The organism is Bradyrhizobium cenepequi (genome assembly GCF_020329485.1).
In the GTDB taxonomy this organism is placed as follows: Bacteria; Pseudomonadota; Alphaproteobacteria; order Rhizobiales; family Xanthobacteraceae; genus Bradyrhizobium; species Bradyrhizobium cenepequi.
Genome location: NZ_JAGKJI010000010.1, coordinates 161544 through 184068, shown reverse-complemented (window position 1 = coordinate 184068; position 22525 = coordinate 161544). Strand labels below are relative to the sequence as shown.

At 63.8% G+C, this 22525-nt stretch carries 23 protein-coding genes; 13 read left to right on the top strand and 10 right to left on the bottom strand.

Features of this window, described 5'->3' with window-relative positions; genetic code table 11:
• A partial coding sequence (locus tag J6497_RS14570) for a hypothetical protein (RefSeq protein WP_225704943.1) occupies window positions 1-211 on the top strand: 211 nt, incomplete at its 5' end.
• A 328-nt stretch (window positions 212-539) separates the two neighbouring features.
• On the opposite strand, the gene J6497_RS14565 is transcribed toward J6497_RS14570, so the two are convergent.
• The 7 genes from J6497_RS14565 to J6497_RS14535 all read right to left on the bottom strand — a co-directional run bounded on the left by J6497_RS14565 (window position 540) and on the right by J6497_RS14535 (window position 6835).
• A complete protein-coding gene (locus J6497_RS14565; RefSeq protein WP_225704942.1) occupies window positions 540-1709 on the bottom strand; it encodes a mandelate racemase/muconate lactonizing enzyme family protein in 1170 nt (389 codons plus the stop codon).
• A 126-nt stretch (window positions 1710-1835) separates the two neighbouring features.
• Complete coding sequence (locus tag J6497_RS14560) at window positions 1836-2105, bottom strand: DUF3297 family protein (RefSeq protein ID WP_225704941.1); 270 nt, start codon at window positions 2103-2105, stop codon at window positions 1836-1838.
• Window positions 2102-2578 carry a glutathione peroxidase gene (locus tag J6497_RS14555; protein ID WP_225704940.1) on the bottom strand — a complete coding sequence of 159 codons (477 nt, stop codon included), beginning with the start codon at window positions 2576-2578 and terminating at the stop codon, window positions 2102-2104. Before J6497_RS14555 ends, J6497_RS14560 begins: the two co-directional genes overlap by 4 nt.
• Window positions 2579-2784: 206 nt before the next feature.
• Window positions 2785-4170 carry an amidase family protein gene (locus J6497_RS14550; protein ID WP_225704939.1) on the bottom strand — a complete coding sequence of 462 codons (1386 nt, stop codon included), beginning with the start codon at window positions 4168-4170 and terminating at the stop codon, window positions 2785-2787.
• Between the two features lie 269 nt (window positions 4171-4439).
• Complete coding sequence (locus J6497_RS14545; RefSeq protein ID WP_225704938.1) at window positions 4440-5009, bottom strand: c-type cytochrome; 570 nt, start codon at window positions 5007-5009, stop codon at window positions 4440-4442.
• 113 nt (window positions 5010-5122) lie between these two features.
• On the bottom strand, window positions 5123-6400 hold the full coding sequence (locus tag J6497_RS14540; protein ID WP_225704937.1) for a PQQ-dependent sugar dehydrogenase: 1278 nt from the start codon (window positions 6398-6400) through the stop codon (window positions 5123-5125).
• Between the two features lie 174 nt (window positions 6401-6574).
• Window positions 6575-6835: a DUF6894 family protein gene (locus J6497_RS14535; RefSeq protein ID WP_225704936.1), complete on the bottom strand. Its 261-nt coding sequence runs from the start codon at window positions 6833-6835 to the stop codon at window positions 6575-6577.
• Window positions 6836-7089: 254 nt separating this feature from the next.
• On the opposite strand from J6497_RS14535, the gene pqqA reads away from it, so the two are divergent.
• The 6 genes from pqqA to pip all read left to right on the top strand — a co-directional run bounded on the left by pqqA (window position 7090) and on the right by pip (window position 11522).
• The gene (gene pqqA / locus J6497_RS14530) at window positions 7090-7170 is read left to right on the top strand and encodes a pyrroloquinoline quinone precursor peptide PqqA (protein WP_035635412.1); all 81 of its coding nucleotides are present in this window, start codon (window positions 7090-7092) and stop codon (window positions 7168-7170) included.
• Between the two features lie 148 nt (window positions 7171-7318).
• On the top strand, window positions 7319-8248 hold the full coding sequence (gene pqqB / locus J6497_RS14525) for a pyrroloquinoline quinone biosynthesis protein PqqB (RefSeq protein ID WP_225704935.1): 930 nt from the start codon (window positions 7319-7321) through the stop codon (window positions 8246-8248).
• Window positions 8245-9024 (top strand): pyrroloquinoline-quinone synthase PqqC, encoded by a 780-nt coding sequence (gene pqqC / locus J6497_RS14520; RefSeq protein ID WP_225704934.1) that lies wholly within the window; start codon window positions 8245-8247, stop codon window positions 9022-9024. Before pqqB ends, pqqC begins: the two co-directional genes overlap by 4 nt.
• Window positions 9025-9035: 11 nt before the next feature.
• Window positions 9036-9344, top strand: a complete 309-nt coding sequence (gene pqqD, locus J6497_RS14515) for a pyrroloquinoline quinone biosynthesis peptide chaperone PqqD (RefSeq protein WP_225704933.1) — start codon at window positions 9036-9038, stop codon at window positions 9342-9344.
• Complete coding sequence (pqqE, locus tag J6497_RS14510; protein ID WP_225704932.1) at window positions 9341-10546, top strand: pyrroloquinoline quinone biosynthesis protein PqqE; 1206 nt, start codon at window positions 9341-9343, stop codon at window positions 10544-10546. Before pqqD ends, pqqE begins: the two co-directional genes overlap by 4 nt.
• A complete protein-coding gene (pip, locus tag J6497_RS14505; protein WP_225704931.1) occupies window positions 10536-11522 on the top strand; it encodes a prolyl aminopeptidase in 987 nt (328 codons plus the stop codon). Before pqqE ends, pip begins: the two co-directional genes overlap by 11 nt.
• A gap of 28 nt (window positions 11523-11550) precedes the next feature.
• Here pip and J6497_RS14500 read toward each other — a convergent pair whose 3' ends face one another.
• Complete coding sequence (locus J6497_RS14500; protein WP_225704930.1) at window positions 11551-13866, bottom strand: caspase family protein; 2316 nt, start codon at window positions 13864-13866, stop codon at window positions 11551-11553.
• A 296-nt stretch (window positions 13867-14162) separates the two neighbouring features.
• On the opposite strand from J6497_RS14500, the gene J6497_RS14495 reads away from it, so the two are divergent.
• Window positions 14163-14564 (top strand): RidA family protein, encoded by a 402-nt coding sequence (locus tag J6497_RS14495; RefSeq protein ID WP_225704929.1) that lies wholly within the window; start codon window positions 14163-14165, stop codon window positions 14562-14564.
• Window positions 14565-14628: 64 nt separating this feature from the next.
• Here J6497_RS14495 and J6497_RS14490 read toward each other — a convergent pair whose 3' ends face one another.
• Entirely contained in the window at window positions 14629-15423 is a 795-nt protein-coding gene (locus tag J6497_RS14490; RefSeq protein WP_225704928.1) for an alpha/beta fold hydrolase, read from the bottom strand.
• Window positions 15424-15675: 252 nt separating this feature from the next.
• Window positions 15676-15849, bottom strand: coding sequence for a hypothetical protein (locus J6497_RS14485; protein ID WP_225704927.1), 174 nt, complete (start codon window positions 15847-15849; stop codon window positions 15676-15678).
• 47 nt (window positions 15850-15896) lie between these two features.
• Between J6497_RS14485 and J6497_RS14480 the strand changes: the two genes are divergently transcribed.
• From J6497_RS14480 to J6497_RS14460, 5 genes are all read left to right on the top strand, one after another.
• A complete protein-coding gene (locus J6497_RS14480) occupies window positions 15897-16640 on the top strand; it encodes an SDR family oxidoreductase (RefSeq protein ID WP_225704926.1) in 744 nt (247 codons plus the stop codon).
• Between the two features lie 174 nt (window positions 16641-16814).
• The gene (locus tag J6497_RS14475; protein WP_225704925.1) at window positions 16815-17486 is read left to right on the top strand and encodes a DUF4286 family protein; all 672 of its coding nucleotides are present in this window, start codon (window positions 16815-16817) and stop codon (window positions 17484-17486) included.
• Between the two features lie 261 nt (window positions 17487-17747).
• Window positions 17748-19547: an FAD-dependent oxidoreductase gene (locus tag J6497_RS14470; RefSeq protein ID WP_225704924.1), complete on the top strand. Its 1800-nt coding sequence runs from the start codon at window positions 17748-17750 to the stop codon at window positions 19545-19547.
• Window positions 19517-21364 carry a 2-oxoacid:acceptor oxidoreductase subunit alpha gene (locus tag J6497_RS14465; RefSeq protein WP_225704923.1) on the top strand — a complete coding sequence of 616 codons (1848 nt, stop codon included), beginning with the start codon at window positions 19517-19519 and terminating at the stop codon, window positions 21362-21364. The genes J6497_RS14470 and J6497_RS14465 overlap by 31 nt, the downstream gene beginning before the upstream one ends.
• Window positions 21361-22416, top strand: a complete 1056-nt coding sequence (locus J6497_RS14460; RefSeq protein WP_225704922.1) for a 2-oxoacid:ferredoxin oxidoreductase subunit beta — start codon at window positions 21361-21363, stop codon at window positions 22414-22416. The genes J6497_RS14465 and J6497_RS14460 overlap by 4 nt, the downstream gene beginning before the upstream one ends.
• The last annotated feature ends 109 nt before the right edge of the window (window positions 22417-22525 follow it).

The window sequence follows — 22525 nt, the reverse complement described above, 5'->3', positions numbered from 1 at the left end:
ACCGGCTTTCCCTGCGCAGTGGTTTACGGCTTACTTCGTGCTCTTCCCGGTGACCGGGCTTTCTTGCCACCGTCATCCGCGGCAGCTCTTGCTGCTCGCGTACTTAGCGCCAGCGTCGGGGCGCCAGAACCACACGACTTCGCCGTCCGCGAGTGCCGCGCTCGTCAGTCGCGACACCCGCGTCCACCGCATCTCACCGCAACGTTCGTGACGATCGCGAGCCGCCCCTCATTTCGGGTGAGACGCGCGGAGTTAAATCACTGATTTGCCCGACGGCGGAAGCGGAATGTTTTTCGCGCGAGGGATGGACAGACTTTTGGTGATTTGCCCGTCGGGTCGTTTTGTCGCACTTAGGTCGCGACAATCAACCTTGTCATTCCGGGGCGATGCCACCGGGTCCGCACGAAGCGCGGCCCGATGACAGGCTCCGCATCGAGCCCGGAGTCCATTTCACCGCTGGCGCCCGCGGCCCGATGGATTCCGGGCTCGCGCTGACGCGCGCCCCGGAATGACAGCGGAAGTTTTGGCGCGAACGTGGCTTACTCCGCCAGCGCTTTCATCTCCTTGTAGAGATCGCTCTTGCCTTCAAAGCCGATGCCCGGAAGGTCGGGCATGGTGATGTGGCCGTGCTCGACGCGCACGCCGTCGGGGAAGCCGCCATAGGGCTGGAACAAATCGGGATAGCTCTCGTTGCCGCCGAGGCCGAGGCCGGCAGCGATGTTCAGCGACATTTGGTGGCCGCCATGCGGGATGCAGCGGCTCGGCGACCAGCCGTAGGTCTTCAGCACCTGCAGCGTGCGCTGATATTCGCAGAGGCCGTAGGACAGCGCACAGTCGAATTGCAGCCAGTCGCGATCCGGCCGCACGCCGCCGTAGCGGATCAGATTTCTTGCATCCTGGTGGCTGAACAGGTTCTCGCCGGTCGCCATCGGCCCCGGATAGAATTCCGCGAGCGCCGCCTGCAGCGCGAAGTTGAGGGGATCGCCGGCTTCCTCGTACCAGAACAGCGGATAGTCCCGCAGCATTTTTGCGTACGCGATCGCTGTCTCCAGATCGAAACGGCCATTGGCGTCGACCGCGAGCTGCGCGTCCTTGCCGATCTCCTTCAGGACAGATTCAATGCGCTCGCGATCTTCGGCGATCGACGCGCCGCCGATCTTCATCTTCACGACATTGTAGCCGCGATCGAGGTAGCCGCGCATCTCCGCGCGCAGCGCGGACAGATCCTTGCCGGGATAGTAATAGCCGCCGGCGGCATAGACGAACACGCGCGGATCGGCCGTAACGCCATGACGCTCGGCGAGCAGGCGGAACAGCGGCTTGTTCGCGATCTTCGCCACCGCGTCCCACACCGCCATGTCGATGGTGCCGACCGCGACCGAGCGCTCGCCGTGACCGCCGGGCTTCTCGTTCGACATCATGGTCGACCAGATCTTGTCCGGATCGAGATTGTCGCCGCTCGCGTCAAGCAGCGCCTTCCGATCGGCCTCGAGCAGCCGCGGCGCAAAGCGCTCGCGGATCAGGCCGCCCTGCCCGTAGCGGCCGTTGGAATTGAAGCCGTAACCGACCACGCGCCTGCCGTCGCGCACGATGTCGGTGACAACGGCGACCAGGCTCGTCGTCATCCTGGTGAAATCGATATAGGCGTTGCGGATCGGCGAGGAGATCGGTTTTGTGACTTCGCGGACGTCGATGATGCGGACGGACATGGGATTGGCCTTGATCAGGTAAGCGGTTTCGACTCACCGTCATTGCGAGGAGCGAAGCGACGAAGCAATCCATGCCTCCGCAAGCGGGTGAGATGGATTGCTTCGCTTCGCTCGCAATGACGGTGTTCACGACTTCGTCTTGTCGCGGAAATACGGCTCGACCGGGCCGTGGACCTTGATGGTCAACGGATTGCCATAACGATCCTTGGCATTGCCGGCAGTGACGCGCACCCAGCCTTCGCTGACGCAGTACTCCTCGACATTGGTCTTCTCAACGCCCTTGAAGCGGATGCCGACATCCCGCGCCAGGATCTCCGCGTTGTAGTACGGGCTGTTCGGATCGACCGACAGACGGTCCGGCAGTTCGTCATGGCTGGTTTCGTCGTTCTCGCTCATAGCAAGGCCTCAATTGCTGTCTTCAGTCCTTCGGGCCGCGCGGTGGGCGCATGGCGCGCCACCACACTGCCCGATCGATCGACCAGAAATTTGGTGAAATTCCATTTGATCGACGGGCCGAGCAGACCCGATTTCTCTTGCTTCAGATAATTGTACAACGGATGCGCGTTCGCGCCATTCACTTCGATCTTGGCGAACATCGGGAACGTCACCGCGTAGTTGTTTTCGCAGAACTCTGCGATCTGCTTTTCATCGCCAGGTTCCTGCCTGCCGAACTGATTGCACGGAAAACCGAGCACCGAAAAGCCGCGTGGCGAGAACCCCTGGTAGACTTCCTGCAGGCCCTTGTATTGCGGCGTGAAGCCGCACGCACTGGCGGTGTTGACGATGAGCAGCACCTGTCCCTCGAACCGCCTCAAGGGCACGTCCTCGCCGGCCAGCGAGCGGGCGGTGAAATCATAGACGGTTGGCATTCTAAGCTTTCGGATACAGTTGCCTCGAGAACCGGTGCGCTCCCTCTCCCGCTTGCGCGGGGAGGGCTGGGGTGGGGGTGTCTCCGCGAGTCACACTCCCCGTGTGGAGAGAGCCCCCACCCGGCGCTTACGCGCCGACCTCCCCCGCAAGCGGGAGAGGTGAAGAGAGCCCGCGAACGGGTCGATGCCACCAAAGACATCTGGCCCTAGGGATCGATCACCGCAGACGGCGTGCCGCCGGCTTCGATCGCTTCGCCCGCGGCGAGGCAGAGGTCCTCGCGGTAGCGGCCTGAGACCAGTTGCACGCCGACCGGAATCCGGCCCACCAATCCTGTGCTCACAACGAGCCCAGGCAGCCCCATGAAGGGAATGGCGATCTGCGGCAGCTGCGCTTGCCAGACCCGGGCAAAGGAAGCGTCGTCCTTGCAGTCGAGTTGATCGGGGAACGGCAGTTCGCCGGAGACCGGCATCAGCAGCACCGCATATTGTTCGAACAACGCCAGCCATTCGCGCGTCAATGTCGCACGGCGCGTCAGCGCCTTGGAAAGATCGAACGGATGCACCTTGGCGCGATTGCCGCGCAGGCAGGTGAGCGCGCCGGGATCGCCCTCGCGCTCGGCGGCCGCGAGTTGCGCCTCATAGCCATCGCCGAGCCAGAGCTTGGTCTGGAGGTCGGCGGCTTCGCGCAGCGGCGGCATTGCCGTGATTTCCTCGACGGTCCAGCCAGCGCGCTCCAGCCGCTTGCCGGCATCGGCCACCGCCGCCTTCACCTCTGCGACCGGATTAAGCCCATCGGGATTGAGGCACATCGCGACGCGCTTCGGCACCGAAGGCCCCTCCAGCGGCACCGGCATCCACCAGGGATCGCGGACGTCGCGAGCCGACATTGCCGCGAGCGCGATGCGCAGGTCGTTGACGGTGCGCGCGAGCGGCCCCGAGACCGCGCTGATCTGCGGGCCGATCGGCCGCTCCGGAAGGGCCGCGTTGAAGGCAGGGATACGGCCCATGGTTGGCCGCAAGCCATGCACGCCGCAGGCATAGGCCGGATAGCGGATCGAGCCTGCGATATCGGTGCCATGCGCGATATGCCCGATGCCGGCCGCGACCGCGGATCCCGCGCCGCCGGACGAGCCACCCGGCGTGATCGAAGGATCGCGCGGGTTCTTGGTGTCGCCATGGATCAGGTTGGTGGTGAACCAGCGATAGGAGAAGGCCGGGCAATTGGTGCGGCCGAGCAGCACGGCGCCCGCCCTGCGCAAATTCTTGACCACGGGATTGTCGGCCTTCGCGACCACGTCGCGCTGCAGCTTCAACCCGTTGGTGGTGGCAAACCCTTCCTGGTCGACATTGACCTTGATCGTGACAGGGACGCCAGCGAGCGGGCCGGCGTCCTCGCCGCGCGCAATCGCCGCATCGACGGCCTCGGCCTGCGCCAGCACATCCGCCGGCCGGTGGTCGACCACGGCATTGAGTTTGGGATTGACCGCATCCAGCCGCGCCAGGGCGGCGGTCGCCGCCTCCCGCGCCGAAACCTTTTTCGATTTGATCAGGCCGGCCAGATCCGCGGCCGACAGACGCCAAAATTCTTCCATTGCCAACTCCGTTGCGACATCCGTGTTCTAGCGTCACGGAGCTGACGTGGCCAGCGCAAGGAATGGACAAAGATGGCGGTCATCTGCCGCGTGTCCCCCGCGCGCCGCCGCGAGAACGGTGGCACCGTCATTCCGGGGCGCGCGGAGCGCGAGCCCGGAATCCATTCGTCCACTTGCGCAGGTGGAGGAATGGATTCCGGGCTCGATGCTGTCGCATCGCCCCGGAATGACGATCGTAGACGTAGTTGCGGAGCTCCCCCTCACCTGCTCTAGCGAAAATGGGCGATGTAATAGGCAAGGTCGGCGATCTGCTCTTTGGTCACCGGCTGCATCACGTCGGCCATGGTGCCGTCATAGCCGTGGCGGCTATTGTCCTTGTACTCGCTGAGCGTCTTGCTCAGATAGTCCTCGCGCTGGTTGGCGATGTGCGGGACGTTGTCGTTGCCGGAGAAATCCGGCTGGTGGCAGTTGTTGCAGAGATATTGATGCGCGAGCGCCTGGCCGCGCGCCATGCGGGCGGAATCTCCGGCATCCTTGGGCGGCACCGGCTTCGGCAGCGTGGCGATGAAATCGGAAAAGGCGCGCAAATCGTCGTCGGACAAATCCTTCGCCATGTCGTTCATGGTGTCGAACACGCGCAGCTTCTCGCGGAACATGAAGAGCTGGATCAGCACGTAAGGCGCCTGCTGAGCGCCGAGCGAGGGCGTGTTCTCGGTCTCGGAGGTGCCGCGCTCGCCATGGCAGGCAAGACACGGCGCGGCGCGCTCCGGAACCGTCTCGGCGCTGGCGGTGAAGGTGATGGACGCAAAGGCGAACGCGGTGATTAGTCGCTTGTACATCGAGTGTTCCTGGCGCCCGTCACTGCGAGCAAAGCGAAGCAATCCATCTCTCCGCGCATGCGGATGCATGGATTGCTTCGTCGCTGCCGCTCCTCGCAATGACGAATTAACTGCTACTCCTCCGCGACCTTCGGCTTGCCGTAGCTGATGCGGTAGACGGCGCCATTCCAGTCGTCGGAGACGAGCAGCGAGCCGTCCTTCAACTGCATCACGTCGACGGGACGGCCGACATATTTGTTGTCCTGGAGGAAGCCGGTGAGGAACGGCTCGACCGATTTCACCTTGCCGACCTTGTCGAGCTTGACCACGACGACGTCGCCGCCATGCTTCTTCGACTTGTTCCAGGAGCCGTGGCGCGCGACGAAGATCGCGTTCCTGTAGCTCTTCGGGAACATGTTGCCGGTGTAGAAGCGCATGCCGAGCGCCGCGGTGTGCGGGCCCATCAGGCCGACTGGCGACGTGTAGTCGCTGCAGGATTTGCCCCAGCCGAGTTCCTGGTCGATGATGTTGCCCTGGTAACAGAACGGCGCGCCGAAATCCTCGCCGGCCTTGGTCACGCGGTTGAGCTCATCTTCCGGCACCGTCTCGGACAGCCAGTCGCGGCCATTGTCGGTGAAGTAGAGGTGCTTGCTCTCCGGATTCCAGTCGAAGCCGACTGTGTTGCGCACGCCGACCGCATAAACTTCCGCGCCCGAGCCGTCGAGATTGATGCGCCGGATCTGGCCATGCGCATCGTCATGCAGCACGTTGTTGCCGGGCTGGCCGACCGGGACATACAGCTTGTTGTCCGGCCCGATGGCAATGAACTTCCAGCCATGGGCCTCGTCCTTCGGCAGGTGGTCGTAGATCACCGTCGGCTTCGGCGCACTGTCGATGACATCGTCGATCTTCTCGATCTTGGAGACCTTCGAGAGTTCTGCGATGTAGAGCGTGCCGTCCTTGAAGGCGACGCCGTTCGGACGATAGAGCCCGGAGGCGATCACCTTCACCTGGCGTTTGCCCTCCTTGTTGACGATGGCATAGACCTTGTCGACCAGGCGGCTGCCGACGAACACCGTGCCCTTGTCGCTCTGCGCCAGCGAACGCGCATTCGCCATGCCGGCGGCGTAAACCTCGACGTTGAAGCCGGCGGGCACCTTGAGCTTGGCGAGCGGTAATTTGTCGGGCGCGGCCGCGAGCGGCGGCGGCGCGACCGGGGCAAGCTTGGCCGCCGCCTCGTTCTCGGGCCGCCCGATCAGAGGTGAGCCCGGCGGCAGCGGCTGCGCCGCGGCGGGTGCCGCGCCGGCGGCAGGCGGATTGGCGGGCTGCTGCGCATGGGCGGCAAGCGTGAGTGCGCCAAAGAAGGCGCCGGCCAGGATAAGACCGAGCGGCGTGGTCAGATCGTTCCTCATTATTGTCCTCCCCAGATGTGAAAGCCTGTTGGTCCTTGCATGTGCAGCGCTCCGCGCATGCTGGCGTGGCTTCTTCAATGGCAGTTTCCGACATCCGTCCGCGGATGCGCAATCCGGGACATGGTCAGAGCCGAGGCGGGGCACCGATGTAGCGTGGAACGACCGCGCGCACCGTCAATGTTTCGTGACCGAGCCCGTGTCCGGCAGACCGATGATCGCCTCGGAGAACGGAAATTCGAGCACGATATCGCCGTCGTCGTCGGTCACTTCGATGACGGCATTCAAAAGCGTGGCGTCGGCGCCTTCCGTCCGTAGCAGTTCCCGAATCATCGCACGCGCCATCTCCCAGGCGCGGTCGGGATCCCGCAGAACTTCGCCCTCGGGGTCGGAGATCAGCTCATCGCCAATACGAGTGTTGAAGAAATAGCGCGGCATCGGCGGCAGATACTCCGGTTGAGACCCCCTACGATGGAAGCCTCCTTCAAGCCCAGATTTGCTATTGATCGCAATGCGAACAATAACGAAACGTCTGATTTGATTTGCGGCTCTCGCACAACTGCGTGAATTCCCAGTGCGGCGCAGCATGATTGATGCGGCGCAACACGTCAAAATTTAACTGGCGAACTTTTTCGCCCGCATTACTTTACTGCGAGGGCGGAATACGTCCGGATCAAAAACAGGAGAGCCTGATGGCCTGGAAAGCACCGAAGATCGTCGAAGTCTCCGTCGGCATGGAAATCAACATGTATATGTGCGCGACCCGCAAGTAAGCGGACGCGACTGCCTTGCCTTAGTACGTTGCTGGACTTGCGGGCGTCCGACGTTCCCTGAGGAGGGGATGCACGTTGACGCCCGAGTCCGGCTTGTGTCCCTGCCTCGTTTGTTCCTGAGCAGCGGATTTTCGCCAGGAGACGGATCATGCTTCGGGTCGTCGTCCTCGGCGCCGCAGCCGGTGGTGGCGTTCCGCAGTGGAACTGCGGCTGCCCGGTTTGCACCAAGGCAAGAAGCGACGCGCCTAGCCTGCAGAGCACCCAGGCTTCGATCGCGGTCACCGCTGACGGCGCGCACTGGTTCCTGATCAACGCCTCGCCCGACCTGCGCCAGCAGCTGATTGCGACGCCGCAATTGCACCCGAGGCGCGGCGAGCTTCGCCACAGCCCGATCGCAGGCGTCATCCTCACCAATGGCGAGATCGATGCGATCGCGGGACTATTGTCGATGCGCGAGGGCTCGCCGTTCACGATCTACGCCCACCAGCGCGTGCTGGCGATCCTGAAGTCCAACAGCGTCTTTGACGTGCTGAGCGAGAACAACGTGACGCGCCGGGCGATTGAGGTGGATCGCGCGTTCGAGCCCGCCCTCTCCGACGGCTCGCCATCCGGGCTTGAGGTGCTGCCGTTCGATGTTCCCGGCAAGGGCGCGTGGTATCTCGAGGGCAAGGCACATCCGGCCGGCCAAGACGGCTCAGGCGATACCCTGGGCTTGCGCATTGCGGAAAAGGCCAGCGGCAAATATTTCTACTTCCTCGCTGCGTGCGCGCGCGTGACTGATGATTTGAAATCCCGGCTTGCGGGAGCGCCGCTGGTGTTCTTCGATGGCACGGTGTGGCGCGACGACGAATTGATCGCGGCGGGACTCGGCAACAAGACTGGTCAGGGGATGGGACATATTTCGATGTCAGGCGGCCACGGTGCGATCGAGAGCCTCGCAGGCCTTGATATCGGCCGAAAACTGTTCCTGCATATCAACAATTCCAACCCGGCCCTGTTGAAGGACTCGCCTGAGCGGAAGATAGCCGAGCGGGCCGGCTGGCAAGTCCCCGCCGATGGAACGGAGATTGAGCTTTGAACGCACATTCACCGAGCGGAATGACCGCCTATTCGATCGGCAGAGGCGTGCCGCTTCATAGCGCCGAGGAGCTAGAAACGATGCTGCGCCATATCGGCGCGACGCGCTATCACAGCCTGCATCCGTTCCATGGACTGTTGCATGGCGGCAAGCTGAACAAGGGCCAGGTGCAGGCCTGGGCGCTGAACCGCTACTATTACCAGAGCACGATCCCGATCAAGGACGCAGTCGTGATCTCGCGCTTCCGCGACCGCAAGACCCGCATCGAATGGCGCCACCGCATCGAGGACCATGACGGCGACACTGGCAGCGAAGGCGGAATCGAGCGCTGGCTGAAGCTGACCGAAGGCCTCGGCCTGGACACCGCCTATGTGGAATCGACCGAAGGCATCCTGCCGGCGACGCGCTTTGCGGTCGAGGCCTATGTGCATTTCTGCCGCGACAGGACGCCGCTGGAGGCGATCGCCTCCTCGCTGACGGAATTGTTCGCGCCGAACCTGCATGAAGAGCGCATCTCCGGGATGCTGCAGCACTATGACTTCGTCAACCCCGACATCATGAGCTATTTCAAGCGCCGCCTGCAGCAGGCGCCACGCGATGCCAACTTTGCGCTCGATTACGTCAAGAACAATGCCACGACACAGGCGGAGCGCGAGGCGGTCTGCAACGCGCTGATCTTCAAGACCAACGTGCTGTGGGTGCAACTCGACGCGCTGTACCATGCCTATGTCGACGGCCACATCCCGCCCGGCGCCTTCGTGCCGACGGCGAGCTAGAGGATTTTTTGATGGCGGGCCGCAACATCAGCGTCAGCGAGACAAGCCGGCCGAAATTGCCGCGGCATGCCAAGCTGAGGTTCGACGAGACCCGGCAGGTCTGGGTGATCCTGGCGCCGGAACGCGTGCTGGCGCCGGACGAGATCGCGGTTGAGGTGCTGCAGCTCTGCGACGGCGAGCGCAGCGTTGCCGACATGGTCGATCAACTCGCCGCGAAATACGCCGCGCCGCGCGAGGCGATCTCGACCGACGTGATCGCCATGCTGCAGGACCTGGCGGACAAGGGCTTTCTCATCGAAGAACGGGAGAAGACGCCATGAGCGACATTCTCACCGAGGGCAAGACGGCAGCCGCGCCGAATGACGGCCTCACGGTGCTGGAGCAGCGCCGCTCGACGGCTACGAGCTATGGCATTCCGCTGGCGGTGCTCGCGGAGCTGACGCACCGCTGTCCGCTGCAATGCCCCTATTGCTCCAACCCGGTCGAGCTCGACCGCGCCGGCAACGAGCTCACCACCGAGGAATGGAAGAAGGTGATGACCGAGCTGGTCGAGCTCGGCGTGCTGCAGATCCACTTCTCCGGCGGCGAGCCGACGGCGCGCAAGGATCTCGTCGAGCTGGTGCGGCACGCAAGCGACGTCGGGCTCTATACCAACCTGATCACGTCGGCCGTGCTGCTGACCAAGGAAAAGCTGGCCGCGCTCGCCGATGCCGGCCTCTGCCACGTGCAGATCAGCTTCCAGGGCAACGAGCCTGTTGTGGCTGAGCGCGTCGCGGGCCTGAAGAATTCGCACGAGAAGAAGATCCAGGCCGCGAGATGGACGCGCGAGCTCGAGCTTCCGCTCACCGTCAACGCGGTGATGCACCGGCAGAACCTGCACCAGCTTTCCGACATCATCCAGATGGCGGTTGATCTTGAGGCCGACCGGCTCGAGGTCGCCAACGTGCAGTATTACGGCTGGGCACTGAAGAACCGCGCCGCCTTGATGCCGACGATCGAGCAGATCGAGGAGACCAGCCGGATCGTCGAGGAGGCGCAGGCGCGGCTGAAGGGCGTGCTCGCGATCGATTACGTGGTGCCGGACTATTACGCGCTGCGGCCGAAGAAATGCATGGGCGGTTGGGGTCGCCAGTTCTTCAACATCTCGCCGGCTGGCAAGGTGCTGCCCTGCCACGCCGCCGAGAGCATCACCGGTCTGCAATTCGAATCCGTGCGCTCGAACCATTCGATCGCGTGGATCTGGCAGAACTCGGAGGCCTTCAACCGCTATCGCGGCACGGAGTGGATGCCCGAGCCGTGCAAATCCTGCGAATTCCGCGAAATAGATTTCGGCGGCTGCCGCTGCCAGGCATTTGCGCTCACCGGCGACGCCAGCAATACCGACCCGGCCTGCACGCTGTCGCCGCTGCACGAGAAGATCTTCAAGCTCGCGGAGACCGAGGCGGCCGGTGGCAACAACCGCTTCCTCTATCGCAATTTCGCCGGCGGCACGCTGGAGACGGACGGCGATCATGGCGCCTGATGCCGAGGCGGGCAAAGCATCGCGCCGCACGGATCCGTTCGCGCCACTGACCTCGGAATTGCTGCCGGTCGGCGACGATCACGAGATCTATGTCGAGAGCGTCGGCCGCGAGGGCGGGATCCCTGCGGTCTATCTGCATGGCGGGCCCGGCAGCGGCTGCCAGGCGGATCATCGCCGCCTGTTCGATCCCGAGCGATTTCATGCCGTGCTGTTCGACCAGCGCGGCGCCGGACGCAGCCGTCCCAAAGGAAAGCGCGAGGCCAACACGCTGCCGCTCTTGGTCGCGGACATGGAGACGATCCGGCAAAAATTCGGTTTCGAGCGCTGGCTGGTGGTCGGCGGCTCCTGGGGCGCGACGCTCGCGCTGGCCTATGCGCAAGCGCATCCTGATCGCGTCACCGCCCTCGTGCTGCGCGCGACGTTCCTCGGCACGCGCGCCGAACTTAAGGGCGCCTTTCTCGACATGCTGCCGCGCTTCTATCCCGCGCTGTCAGCGGACTTCCTGAGCCTGTTGCCGGCGGAAGAGCGCGACCAGCCGCTCGACGCCTATTGGCGACGTATCCTCGATGCCGATGCTGCCGTGCACGGCCCGGCCGCGCGCGCCTGGCATGACACCGAGCAGATCCTCTCCGTCCACGCGCCCGCCCGCGTACGGCTTGATCCCGCCTCGCTGAACTCCTCACGCGCTTTGCCCGCGACGCCGTTCCTGGAAGCGCATTACTTCGCCAATGACTGCTTCATGGCACCCGACCAATTGATGAACGCAGCCGGCAGGCTTGCGGAAATTCCGGGCATCCTGGTGCAGGGCCGCTACGATCTGCTGTGTCCGCCGGCCACGTCGTTTGCGCTGGCTGCACGCTGGCGAGAGGCCGAAGTACGCATCGTCGAAGGCGCCGGGCATATCCTGTACGACCCCGGCGTCCGCGACGCCGTGATGAGGGCAATCGCGGATCTCGCCTCGCGCAAGCCGGGCTGAACTCGCCAAGCTTCGCTTCAAGCACCGATCAACGTCCGCACTTGCCGCCCGGACAGACGGGTGCGTGCGCCGCCGGCGCAGCCGGCCGTGCTGGCGGCGCCGCCATACGTGGCGCGTGAGCCATCGGCGGCGGTGATGCGACACGCGGCGGCGCCGGCGGCGTGGCCATGCCCGGCGGTGGCGCCGCGACCCGCGGAGCCGCTGGTGGCGGAGCGACCGGCCGCGCCGCGACGGAAGGCGGCGGCGTCCGCACTGCTGCCGGCGGCGGTGTCGGTGTCGGACGACGGACGGCTGCTGGCGGAGCCACGGAAGGCGGCGTCTGCCTGGCTAATGCGGCCGCCGGAGGCGCGTTGCGAGACCGCGGCACGCCAGCGGCCCTCGGAACATCCGCCGGCCGTGCGACCGACGGCCGTTGCGCGGGCGCACCGCGGTTGAGTTTCGTATCGGTCGGCGCAGCGGCAGCGCCCGGCCAAGCTGCCGGCCTGCTCGCGTTCGGTTGCGTTGCCGTGGCAGGTGCCGTCGCAGTCTGCGGCGTTCGCCGTCCCTTCGCCCCAGCCGGCGCATTGGTGCCAGCCGCGTTGGGGGCCGCAGCGGGCGGAGACGTCAGTCTCGATGCCTTGGTGCCCGCATCAGGCTGCGCGGCGGTTGCAGGCGGTGTCGCCTGCGGCAATGGCTGCCTTCCGGCGCCTGGCAATGCATTCGTGCCAGCCGCATTGGGTGCTGCCGGGCCCGTCGCGCCCTGTGTCGCCGCGGACGGCGCAAACTTCGTGCCCATTCCGGGCTGCCCCGCGCCCTGCGGCAATGGCTGGACCAGGTTGGCCCGCTGCGCCGCGGCCGGCGGCAGCGATGGCGCGATCGCCGGTCGAACCGCGCCACCATTGAACTTCGTTCCGAGAGCATTGAGCTGCGCCGGACTCGGGTTGGGATTGTTGATGACCTCGTTGATGATCGTCCGGTTGTGGATGTTGGCGAACACGATGTTGTTCGGCGGCGGTGCGACATAAACCGGCGGCCGGACATAGACAGGGATCGGCACGAACACCGGGACGGGCAGCACGTACACTGCGACCGGCGGCGGCGGTGGCGGCAGCACGACGAAATCCGGTGGCGGCGGCGGCAGGAAGAACACCGGCGCCGGCGGCGGCGGCGCGAAGGCGAACACCGGATCGTCGAAGTAGAGAACCGGCCGATCGTCCACATACATCAACTCGTCGGGCGGCGGCGGCGAAACGTCATAGTCGATCGAGGCAAAGGACGGCGGCGGCTCCAGCGCCGCTGAAAGGATGGCAAGACGCCGCCGCGCATCGGCGGCGTGAGGGCCGCGCGGGTAGCGATGGAGATAGGACCAATAGGCATCCGGCGTATCGGTGCGATAGGTCCGCCCCCAGGTGATCGCCTCGCGCCGCGCGGCGACGATCGCCCTCACCCGCTTCGCGAGCGGATCATTCGGAAACGCCTGCAGGAACTCTTCATAGCCCTGCAGCGTGTCGCGCTCCAGCGCGGCGGCATAGGCGTCCTTGGCATCGAAGTCGCGGATCGGCTTGTCATGGACGCTGGCATCGACCTGGGTCGGCGGCGCATCCGGTTGCCGCTCGAAGAACATGAAGGGCGTGTCGATCTTTTGCGCGTTCCACGGAAGCTGCGCGCCCTTCGTCATCTCGCTGACGCGCAAGCGGACGCGGTCGAACAATTCCGGCAGCGGCAGGCCGCCGGCGCGGATCATCTCGGCGAGCGCCTGCGCGTAGGCGCCGTAAGGCGGCTGGCTTTCCGTCGCGATCGTCCCGGGCGCCGCATTGAACGCCACCAGCATCTTCGCCTCGGGCTCGACCAGCGCCAAGCCGCCGGCGAGCGACTGTCCCTCCTTGGCGAAGGAATTCGTACGCGCGCCATCGAGGACGATGATATTGGCCTTCACTGGCAGCGCCGAAAGCTGGCGCATGTAATCCGACAGCCGCAGGCCTTCGATCGGAACGTCGATGTCGCGGGCGATCTTCGCGTCGACCGGAAGGAAATAATTCTCGCCGGTGAGCTGCACGCCGTAGCCGGCGAGATAGACAAAGGCGACCGTATTCGGTCCCGCCTCCTGCACCTTCTGCACGAACTCGCGGAACGACCTCCGCAGCGTCTCGCCGTCGAGGTCGCGCGCGCCGACGACGTCAAAGCCCGCGGCCTGCAGGGTCTGCGCCACGAGGCCGGCATCGTTGGCCGCAGTCGGCAGCGCGCCAGCCGTGTAGGCGCCGTTGCCGATCACCAGCGCGACGCGCCTCTGCTGCTCCTGCGCCTGTGCGGACAGCGCGATCGATGACACCAAGCCAATGAACAGTGCCAACAGAATCCGCGTCATGATCGTCTCCCCCTGTCGGATGCCAATCGATTGGAGTCCTCAACGGGTGAACTGGCGCTGAACAGGATTACGCCAAATGTGGCAATCCTTGGCCTCCCCTCAGCGTTCCCTGTGCTTTTCGTCGCGGCCCTTTCGACGCGCCAGTAAGTAAATGGAACCGTGCCCTGTCGCGCACGATGCTCGAAGCTGGCAGCGCCGAGCGTGCTTCTAGCCCTCGCACTAGCAGTTGGAGTACCATCGTCCTTCATCGCTGCGCATTCCCTCCACGGGCATGACATGCGGAGGAGTCTTGAAATATGAGCACAATCGAGCGTCCCCGCCCGGAAGGACTACTGCACAATCCGGCATTCTCGCAGGTCGTCGCCTCCTCGGGCGCACGCACCATCTACACGGCCGGGCAGGTATCAATCGATGAACGCGGCGCGCTGGTCGGTCCGGGTGATCTGGCTGCGCAAACGGCGCAGGCAATGCGCAACGTCGGCCTAGCTCTCTCCGCCGTCGGCGCGAGCTATGCCGACATCGTCAAGATCACCACGTATGTAGTGAACTACAAGCCGGAATACCGATCCATCGTCAGCCAAGCGCGAGCGCCCTTTTTCGCAAATGGAACACCCCCAGCGAGCACCCTCGTCGGTGTGGCAGCGCTCGCACTGCCGGAATGGTTGGTCGAAATCGAAGCCATCGCGGTCGTCGGCTGAGGACAAGCCTCAGGATCGAGATGCTGGTGATTGGTCTTATTCGGACCTCCCGGCATTTCGGCATTCAAGCGCCGAGATGATGCAGTCCAAGGAAGTCGTTGATGGCTGCGTTCACGGGGTCTGGGTTTGTCATGTTGACGGAATGACCGCCCGCAATCACGATCAATTCCGCATTGGGAATTGCGTCCTTCATGGCCTGCGCCCTGGCAAGTGGAATGGCAGCATCGATATCGCCATGGACGATCAGTGTGGGGACACCGATCGAGGAGATTTTGTCGGTGATATCATCTCGGCTAGCGAGAGTATCCATGGCGGCCGAAAGATTTGGGGCTGTCATGGCGCGCCACTTTTCCTTCCATGCGGCGGCGCCGGGCCAGCCTGGACCGAAAAGAATGTGCTCGACTGTGGCGGCGATTTCTTCTGGCAGCTTGCCTGCGATCCATGCGTCAAGCAGCGCGCGATAGCCCGCGAGTGTCTTCGGATCGTCGATGCCTGCCTGCGCTCCGATCAAGACCTGAGCACGGACGCGCTCGGGATGCCTCAAGGCGCATCGCATGCCCAAAAAGGCGCCCTGGGACACGCCGACGAGAATGGCGCTGTCGATGCCGAGAAACGAAAGGAGTGCGGAGAGATCGTTTGCGGAGTCGTAGTATGAAAAGCTCGGCAACGTTTCCGTGGCAGTCTTCCCATGCCCGCGCTCGTCCCACACGATGCACCGGTATCTATCCCGGAACGCCGTCACCTGCGGAGAGAACATTGTGCCGTCAAGCAACAATCCGTGTGAGAAGACAATTGCCTGGCCTGACCCGCCCGTGTCCTCATAATAGAGCCGCTGACCGTTCACGTCCGCGTAGGGCACTTCTTTCTCCTGCTTGCCATCCTTCGTCTTCCAAGCATGCGACATCGGTCTGACAAAGGCGATGGAATTTGAGCTACAGTAGTAACCGAGCAGCTCATCAGCGGCGCGTCGGACAATTCCTCACAATGACCTCAGCCGAACACGCAACTGAGCGTCGGTCTCGGCAGCCAGTTCGAGCAGCCCTTGATAAGGATCGCCAGCGGGTCGAACGCGCGGAGCGCATCCAACACACCTGAGCTCTCGATTGCAGCTTCATATTCCATCGTTGCGCGCCGAGACATGAACCACCGCCACTTTGGCTCTCAGCTTTTGCGGATCGACATTGGCCGTACCACATCTCACGCGATCTTCCATCATCTCTTCCGCCAGTTGCTGGACGTACTGGCTCGTGAGATAGTTTGCGCCCCTGTTGGCGAGCCGTCCCAATCGTCAATCCGGAAATGCTCGCCTTTGTCAAACGCTGAGAGAAAGCCATGAAGATCATCGTCATTGGCGGCACCGGACTGATCGGATCGAAGCTGGTTGCGAAGCTCGGCCAAAAGGGACACGAGGCCGTGCCGGCCTCTCCGCGGTCAGGCGTGAACGCGCTGACGGGAGAAGGGCTCGCTGCCGCGCTCACTGGCGCGCAAGTCGTCGTCGACGTTTCCAATTCGCCATCCTGGGAACCTGCCGCAGTGCTCGACTTCTTCGAGCGTTCCAGCCGCAATCTCCTTGCTGCGGAAACCGCGGCCGGCGTGAAGCACCACATCGTGCTATCGATTGTGGGGACCGACCGCTCGCCGGATATTGCCTATTTTCGTGCCAAGGTCGCGCAGGAGAATTTGGTCAAATCGTCCGGCGTGCCCTACACCATCGTTCGCGCCACCCAGTTCTTCGAATTTTTGAGCGCGATCGCCGAAGCGGGAGTGATCGGGAACAGGATTGTCGTTCCAACAGCAATGTTTCAACCGATCGCGGCCGACGATGTCGTTGACTACCTCGCAGGGGTTGCGATTGGACAGCCGCTGAACAGCACGGTGGATATTGCAGGCCCGGACAAGGCGCCCTTCAATGAATTCGTTGCGCGCCGCCTGAAGGCATCAGGCGATCGCCGGCCCGTTTTCGGCGATCCAACCGCGCAGTACTATGGCGCGCCGATCGACGATGCTTCCCTGACGCCCAGCGGGACGGCCTGGCTTGGACCAACCCATCTGGAGACATGGCTCGCGAGAGCTTAACGTCGACCGATGCGGATCATCGAGTCGGCTTTCCCGCCGACGTCCTGCTCGAATGCGAGCTACTCCACTCGCCGGCATGCGACCAGTAGCATTGAACGCGGCTAGGCAAGGTTGCCCATTTACGGGTACACACTCCGGACACGCGCCGTTGGAGTTCAAACCTGGAGAACAACAATGCCCCTGGCAGGAAAAGGCATGCTGCTGACGTCGATGGATATCGCCCCTGCCGACGAAGCCGACTTCAATCGCTGGTACGACCGCGAGCATCTCGAGGAGCGCGTTGCTATCGACGGGTTCCTGGAGGCGCGTCGCTACGTCGCGCATGACGGCAAGCCGAAATATCTCTGCCTCTACTCCGCCGCGACCTTTGAGGTGCTCGATAGTCCGGCCTATCGCGAGAAGCTCGCCAACCCGACCGAGTGGTCGCGCAAGACCATGGCGCGCTTTGAGAACATGATCCGCGCAGTGGCGCGGATCAGCATCAGCCGTGGCACCGGGCGCGGCGCGGCGCTCGGCATCATCCGCCTTCGCCCGCCGGCCGATGGCGCCGAAAAGCTGCGTGCTGCACTGCGGGAACTGCTCGATCCGGCAAGGCTCGACGGGATCATCTCAATGCATGTGATCGAGAGCGATCCGGCGCTGTCGAAGCCGCTGAACGACGCTCCGCAAGCTGCCTCTCCCGGCGCTGCTGACTGGTTCGTGCTGATCGATGCGACCGGCGTGGAGGCGATCCCTGCGGCTGCGGCCCTGGTGACTGACAATGCCGCCTGCAAGCCGCTGGTAGTTTCCAGCGGCACTTACCGGCTGATGTGGGAACTTGCCAAAAGCGACCTGCCCCGCGCGTGAGCCGCGCCGACGGTGTTCCGAATTGTTGCACCGCCGCAAAAATTTTCACAGAGCCCAACGGCAGACGCGTAGCTGCAACGCGAAAGCCTTATGTCGCACAGAATTGCCTTGTGTGCCTGACCTGGAATGGCTCTAATAAGAGACAGGTATGATGCAATTGAAAAACCAGAAGAACGCCCGTCCGTTGGGCGTTCGCAGGCAAAGATAAGGCCGCGCATCTGACTTGGGCTGCGACTTCGGGTCAGCGCGGATAAGGTAGGAATGAAACCGACTGATATCTCGGCGCCGGACTACTTTCACAAAGTTGTCGACTGCCAATGGGCCTGCCCCGCCCACACACCGGTCCCTGAATATATCCGTTTGATTGCCGAGGGCCGTTACAGCGACGCCTACATGATCAATTGGAGATCCAACGTGTTCCCCGGCATCCTGGGGCGCACCTGCGATCGTCCATGCGAGCCGGCGTGCCGCCGCGGCCGCATCGAGGAAAATCCGGTCGCGATCTGCCGCCTGAAGCGCGTCGCGGCCGACTTCAAGGATGACATCAAGCACCGCCTGCCGCGGCCCGGGCCGAAGAACGGCAAGCGCATCGCGCTGGTCGGCGGCGGTCCCGCTTCCCTCACGGTCGCGCGCGATCTCGCGCCGCTCGGCTATCACTGCACCGTGTTCGATTCCGATCCGAAGGCCGGCGGCATGATGCGGAGCCAGATCCCGAAATTCCGCTTGCCTGACTCCGTCATCGACGAGGAGACCGACTACATCCTCAACCTCGGCATCGAGTTTAAGGGCGGCCACCGCGTCGACAGCCTGAAGAAACTGCTCGATGAGAACTACGACGCGATCTTCGTCGGCTCCGGTGCGCCGCGCGGACGTGAGCTCGACATTCCCGGCCGCAAGGAAGCCGCTGCCAACGTCCATATCGGCATCGAGTGGCTGGCATCCGTATCGTTCGGCCACATCGAAAAAATCGGCCGCCGCGTGATCGTGCTCGGCGGCGGCAACACGGCGATGGATTGCTGCCGCACCGCGCGCCGCCTCGGCGGCCAGGACGTGAAAGTGATCGTCCGCTCCGGCTTCGACGAGATGAAGGCTTCTCCCTGGGAGAAGGAAGACGCGCTTCACGAGGATATCCCGATCCTCAACTACATGGTGCCGGTCGCCTTCATCCACGACAACGGCAAGCTGACCGGCGTCACCTTCCAGAAGGTGAAGGCCGAATACGACGCCAAGGGCCGCCGGAACCTGGTGCCGTCGGGCGAGCCGGACGAGACCGTGGCCTGCGACGACGTGCTGGTCGCGGTCGGCCAGGAGAACGCCTTCCCCTGGATCGAGGCCGATTGTGGCATCGAATTCGACAAATGGCACATGCCGAAGGTCGATCCGAAGACCTTCGCCTCCACCAATCCAAAAGTGTTCTTCGGCGGCGACGCCGCGTTCGGCCCGAAGAACATCATCTGGGCGGTGGCGCATGGCCATGACGCTGCGCTCTCTATTCACAAGATGCTGTCCGGCGAGGATATCACCGAGCGCCCGCTGCCCGAGGTGCAGGTCTCCTCGCAGAAGATGGGCATCCATGAATGGAGCTATGACAACGACATCTCCGCCGACAAGCGCTTCAAGGTGCCGCATCGCGACAAGGTGATCGCGCTGAAGGATATCCGCGCCGAGGTCGAGCTTGGCTACGATCTCAAGCTCGCGCTGGGCGAAGCGCAGCGCTGCCTGAACTGCGACGTGCAGACGGTGTTCACCGCGCCGCTCTGCATCGAATGCGACGCCTGCGTCGATATCTGCCCGATGGATTGCATCACCTTCACGCAGAACGGCGAGGAGGACGATCTGCGGCAGCGGCTGAAGGCGCCCTCGCCGCATCACGACCAGGCACTCTATATCGCCGATGGCCTGAAGACCGGCCGCATCATGGCGAAGGACGAGGACGTCTGTCTGCATTGCGGGCTGTGCGCCGAGCGCTGCCCGACCGGCGCCTGGGACATGCAGAAATACCTCATCGATATGGTTCACGCGGGATCAACATGTCAGTCCAAAGCCCGATCAGCAGCGTAAACGACTTCGTCGTCCGCTTCGCCAACGTCAACGGCTCGGGTTCGGCGAGCGCCAACGAACTGTTCGCGCGTGCGATCCTGCGCCACGGCGTGCCGGTCTCACCGCGCAACATCTTCCCTTCCAACATCCAGGGCCTGCCGACCTGGTATGAGGTGCGGGTGACCGAAGCCGGCCATCTTGGCGCCCGAGGCGGCGTCGACATGATGGTGGCGATGAACCCGCAGACCTGGGACAAGGATGTCGCCTCGATCGAGCCCGGTGGCTATCTGTTCTACGATTCCACCAAGCCGATGCCGTCGTCGAAATTCCGCGCCGACATCACCGTGATCGGCGTGCCGCTGACCGCGATCACCAACTCGACCTATAGCGATCCGCGGCAACGGCAACTGTTCAAGAACATCATCTATCTCGGCGCGCTGTCTGCGCTGCTCGAGATGGATCCGAAGCTGATCGAGCAATTGATCGGCGAGCAGTACAAGGGCAAGGAGAAGCTGCTCTCCTCCAACGTCCACGCGCTGCATCTCGGCCGCGACTGGGCGCTGCAGAACCTGAAATGCCCGGTCGGGCTCAGAGTGAAGAGGGCCGACAAAGTCGGCGACCGCATCTTCATTGAAGGCAACAGCGCGGCCGCGCTCGGCGCGGTCTATGGCGGCGCCACGGTCTGCGCGTGGTACCCGATCACGCCGTCATCCTCGCTCGCCGACGCCTTTACGAGCCACTGCAAGAAGCTGCGGCACGATCCCGAAACCGGCAAGGCGAAATACGCGATCGTCCAAGCCGAAGACGAACTTGCTTCGATCGGCATCGTGATCGGCGCCTCCTGGAACGGCGCGCGCGCTTTCACCGCGACCTCCGGCCCCGGCATCTCGCTGATGACGGAGTTCATCGGGCTGTCCTACTTCGCCGAAATTCCGGCCGTGATCATGAATGTGCAGCGCGCCGGTCCTTCGACCGGCATGCCGACGCGCACCCAGCAATGCGACATCATCGCCTGCGCCTATGCTTCGCACGGCGATACCAAGCATGTGCTGCTGTTTCCCGAGGATCCGGCGGAGGCCTTCGAGTTTGCCGCGACCGCCTTCGATCTCGCCGAGCGGTTGCAGACCGTGATCTTCGTGATGCTCGATCTCGATATCGGCATGAACCACCGCCTGTGCCGGCCGCTGCGCTGGGACGATGCGCGGCAATATGACCGCGGCAAGGTGATGACCAAGGAGATGCTGGAAGAAGGCCGCGATTTCGGCCGCTATCTCGACGTCGATGGCGACGGCATCCCCTACCGCACCTATCCCGGCACGCACCCGACCAAGGGCTCGTTCTTCACCCGCGGCACCTCGCGCGACCGCTATGCGCGCTACTCGGAGGAAGGCCCGGTTTATGCCGACAACATGCAGCGCCTGGTGCGCAAGTTCGAGACTGCGCAGGACCTGGTGCCGCGGCCGCTGCAGGCCAATGCGGCCAAGCCGACCAAATACGGCGTGATCTATTTCGGCTCGACCTCGCCGGCGATGGACGAGGCGATCGAGATGCTGGAGGCGCGCGGCCATCATCTGGACCGGCTGCGTATCCGTGCCTTCCCGTTCCACTCCAGCGTCGCGAGCTTCATCGCCGACCACGATTTCGTTTACGTCGTCGAGCAGAACCGCGACGCGCAGCTCCGGCAATTGATCGTCAACGAGAACGGCATCGACCCGGTGCGGCTGGTGCCGATCCTGCATTATGACGGTACCCCGATCACCGCACGCTTCATTGCGGATTCGATCGGCGACCACCAGGACCATCTCAAGGTGACCCCACTGCGCAAGGCCGTGTCATGACCTACATCGCAAAGCCGAAATTCCATCATCCCGGCCTGAAGAAGAACGAGCTCGGCTACACCCACCGCGACTACGAGGGCAAGATCTCGACGCTGTGCGCCGGCTGCGGCCACGACTCGATCACGGCCTCGATCATCGAGGCCTGCTTCGAGCTTTCGATCGAGCCGCACCGGGTGGCGAAGATCTCCGGCATCGGCTGCTCGTCGAAGACGCCAGATTATTTCCTCGGCAATTCGCACGGCTTCAATTCGGTTCATGGCCGCATGCCGTCGGTCCTGACCGGCGCCAACCTCGCCAACCGGGACCTGATCTATCTCGGCGCCTCTGGCGACGGCGATAGCGCTTCGATCGGCTTCGGCCAGTTCGCGCATTCGATCCGCCGCGGCGTCAACATGACCTATATCGTTGAGAACAACGGCGTCTATGGCCTGACCAAGGGCCAGTTCTCGGCTACCGCCGACCGCGGCTCGAGATCGAAGAAGGGCGTGGTCAACACCGACAACGCGATCGACCTGGTCGCGATCGCGCTGCAGCTCGGAGCGACCTTCGTGGCGCGCAGCTTCTCCGGCGACAAGACCCAGCTCGTGCCGCTGATCGCGGCCGCGATCCAGCACAAGGGCGCCTCCTTCATCGACGTCATCAGCCCCTGCATCGCCTTCAACAATCACGCCGGTTCGACCAAGAGCTTCGACTATGTCCGCGAGCACAATGATGCGGTGAACCGGCTCGACGTGCTGGTCGGCCGCGAGCCGATCCATGTCGACTATGCGCCCGGCACGGTGCAGGTGGTGGAGCAGCACGACGGCTCGCGGATCGCGCTTCGCAAGCTCGACGCCGATTACGATCCGCACGACCGGTTAGGGGCCATGACCTTCCTGCAGAAGCACGCCGCCAAGGGCCAGATCGTCACCGGGCTTCTGTATGTCGATCCGGAAGCGGAGGATCTGCACGCCCATCTCGACACCGTCGAGACGCCGCTCAATACGCTCGATGCGAGGGAGCTCTGCCCGGGCTCCGCCGCGCTGGACAAGATCAACGCCGGCCTGCGCTGAGTGCTCCCTCTCCCGCTTGCGGGAGTCCGCTCACCCGGCGCGGAGCCTGTACTCGGACGGCGCGAAGCGCCGATCCGGGTGCGCCGACCTCCCCCGCAAGCGGGGGGAG

What these genes read in the sequence shown, in the direction of transcription:
- J6497_RS14470 (WP_225704924.1), top strand. Translation starts at nt 17,748, where the DNA reads ATGAAACCGACTGATATCTCGGCGCCGGACTACTTTCACAAAGTTGTC.
- J6497_RS14475 (WP_225704925.1), top strand. Translation starts at nt 16,815, where the DNA reads ATGCCCCTGGCAGGAAAAGGCATGCTGCTGACGTCGATGGATATCGCC.
- pqqB (WP_225704935.1), top strand. Translation starts at nt 7,319, where the DNA reads ATGCTTCGGGTCGTCGTCCTCGGCGCCGCAGCCGGTGGTGGCGTTCCG.
- J6497_RS14560 (WP_225704941.1), bottom strand. Translation starts at nt 2,105, where the DNA reads ATGAGCGAGAACGACGAAACCAGCCATGACGAACTGCCGGACCGTCTG.
- J6497_RS14465 (WP_225704923.1), top strand. Translation starts at nt 19,517, where the DNA reads ATGTCAGTCCAAAGCCCGATCAGCAGCGTAAACGACTTCGTCGTCCGC.
- J6497_RS14500 (WP_225704930.1), bottom strand. Translation starts at nt 13,866, where the DNA reads ATGACGCGGATTCTGTTGGCACTGTTCATTGGCTTGGTGTCATCGATC.
- J6497_RS14535 (WP_225704936.1), bottom strand. Translation starts at nt 6,835, where the DNA reads ATGCCGCGCTATTTCTTCAACACTCGTATTGGCGATGAGCTGATCTCC.
- pqqA (WP_035635412.1), top strand. Translation starts at nt 7,090, where the DNA reads ATGGCCTGGAAAGCACCGAAGATCGTCGAAGTCTCCGTCGGCATGGAA.
- pqqD (WP_225704933.1), top strand. Translation starts at nt 9,036, where the DNA reads ATGGCGGGCCGCAACATCAGCGTCAGCGAGACAAGCCGGCCGAAATTG.
- J6497_RS14565 (WP_225704942.1), bottom strand. Translation starts at nt 1,709, where the DNA reads ATGTCCGTCCGCATCATCGACGTCCGCGAAGTCACAAAACCGATCTCC.
- pip (WP_225704931.1), top strand. Translation starts at nt 10,536, where the DNA reads ATGGCGCCTGATGCCGAGGCGGGCAAAGCATCGCGCCGCACGGATCCG.
- J6497_RS14555 (WP_225704940.1), bottom strand. Translation starts at nt 2,578, where the DNA reads ATGCCAACCGTCTATGATTTCACCGCCCGCTCGCTGGCCGGCGAGGAC.
- J6497_RS14460 (WP_225704922.1), top strand. Translation starts at nt 21,361, where the DNA reads ATGACCTACATCGCAAAGCCGAAATTCCATCATCCCGGCCTGAAGAAG.
- J6497_RS14550 (WP_225704939.1), bottom strand. Translation starts at nt 4,170, where the DNA reads ATGGAAGAATTTTGGCGTCTGTCGGCCGCGGATCTGGCCGGCCTGATC.
- J6497_RS14480 (WP_225704926.1), top strand. Translation starts at nt 15,897, where the DNA reads ATGAAGATCATCGTCATTGGCGGCACCGGACTGATCGGATCGAAGCTG.
- J6497_RS14540 (WP_225704937.1), bottom strand. Translation starts at nt 6,400, where the DNA reads ATGAGGAACGATCTGACCACGCCGCTCGGTCTTATCCTGGCCGGCGCC.
- pqqE (WP_225704932.1), top strand. Translation starts at nt 9,341, where the DNA reads ATGAGCGACATTCTCACCGAGGGCAAGACGGCAGCCGCGCCGAATGAC.
- J6497_RS14495 (WP_225704929.1), top strand. Translation starts at nt 14,163, where the DNA reads ATGAGCACAATCGAGCGTCCCCGCCCGGAAGGACTACTGCACAATCCG.
- J6497_RS14545 (WP_225704938.1), bottom strand. Translation starts at nt 5,009, where the DNA reads ATGTACAAGCGACTAATCACCGCGTTCGCCTTTGCGTCCATCACCTTC.